Genomic DNA, 802 nt, shown 5'->3' with positions numbered 1-802 from the left:
GCAATGAAGCGTTCGACGCGAGCCTGCGCGCAAGGAATCCGCTCTGGGGCGTGCGCGACATCGACAAGGTGGCGGAAGTGGCGGGCAATGAAGGCGTTGCGCTGGAGGAGGCCGTACCAATGCCGGCAAACAACTTCACTCTGGTCTGGCGGAAATCAAACGGCGCACTCCCCGGCGCGCGGGCCCTCATCGACGGGTTTGCTTGAGCACCAAAGCTGTCGGCCACGAATGGCGGGAACTGGCCGACTGCAGGCCCACGCAAGCATAGCTCCAAGGTCGGTTCCGGCTGGCACACCCGACCTCGATGTCGACGCGGTGGCACTTCGGTGAACGTTCGGCGTTGTGAGAGCGAATCGGTCAAAACGGCAGTAGATTCAGTTTCCACAAATATTGGCAGCTTGGCGGGCTTCCGTGCCGAGCAATCCAGCTCTGTTTGCGCATCTGCTAGGGGAGGTCGACAACCTTGGGCCGCTGCGACGCCGGACGGTGCGCAGATGCCTGTTCGCGCATATTTTGATCAGGAATACGATGATGTTCTAGGTCATTAAATTCGCAAACAAGTCATTACTCAGCAGTCAGAAATATAGGAGACAGAAGGCGCTTCGAAGAATGATCGAACCAGCCGGCGATTCTTCTGCATGTCGCGCAGTTGCTGGTCGACTCGGATTTCGAGTTTCTCGCCGGCTCGCAAGGGATTGCGAGCCACACCAGTGCGCTTGACATGACTCCACACCAACTCGTCCGGGTTCAGGTCGGGTGCGTAGCCCGGCAGGATGTGCATGCTCAGCTGGCCCTGGGTGGG

2 protein-coding genes are annotated in these 802 nt (G+C 59.4%); one reads left to right on the top strand and one right to left on the bottom strand.

Going from position 1 to position 802, the window contains the following annotated elements; translation table 11 throughout:
- Window positions 1-206, top strand: a 206-nt coding sequence (locus AC1DY5_RS57465) for a DUF938 domain-containing protein (protein WP_478123013.1), incomplete at its 5' end; no start/stop codon positions are given.
- Between the two features lie 362 nt (window positions 207-568).
- On the opposite strand, the gene AC1DY5_RS57460 is transcribed toward AC1DY5_RS57465, so the two are convergent.
- Window positions 569-802: transposase (locus tag AC1DY5_RS57460; protein ID WP_478123012.1), on the bottom strand; the 234-nt coding region annotated here is incomplete at its 5' end.

It is taken from the genome of Variovorax sp. P4_D9 (genome assembly GCF_056401695.1).
This window is presented reverse-complemented; position numbering and strand designations above follow the sequence as displayed.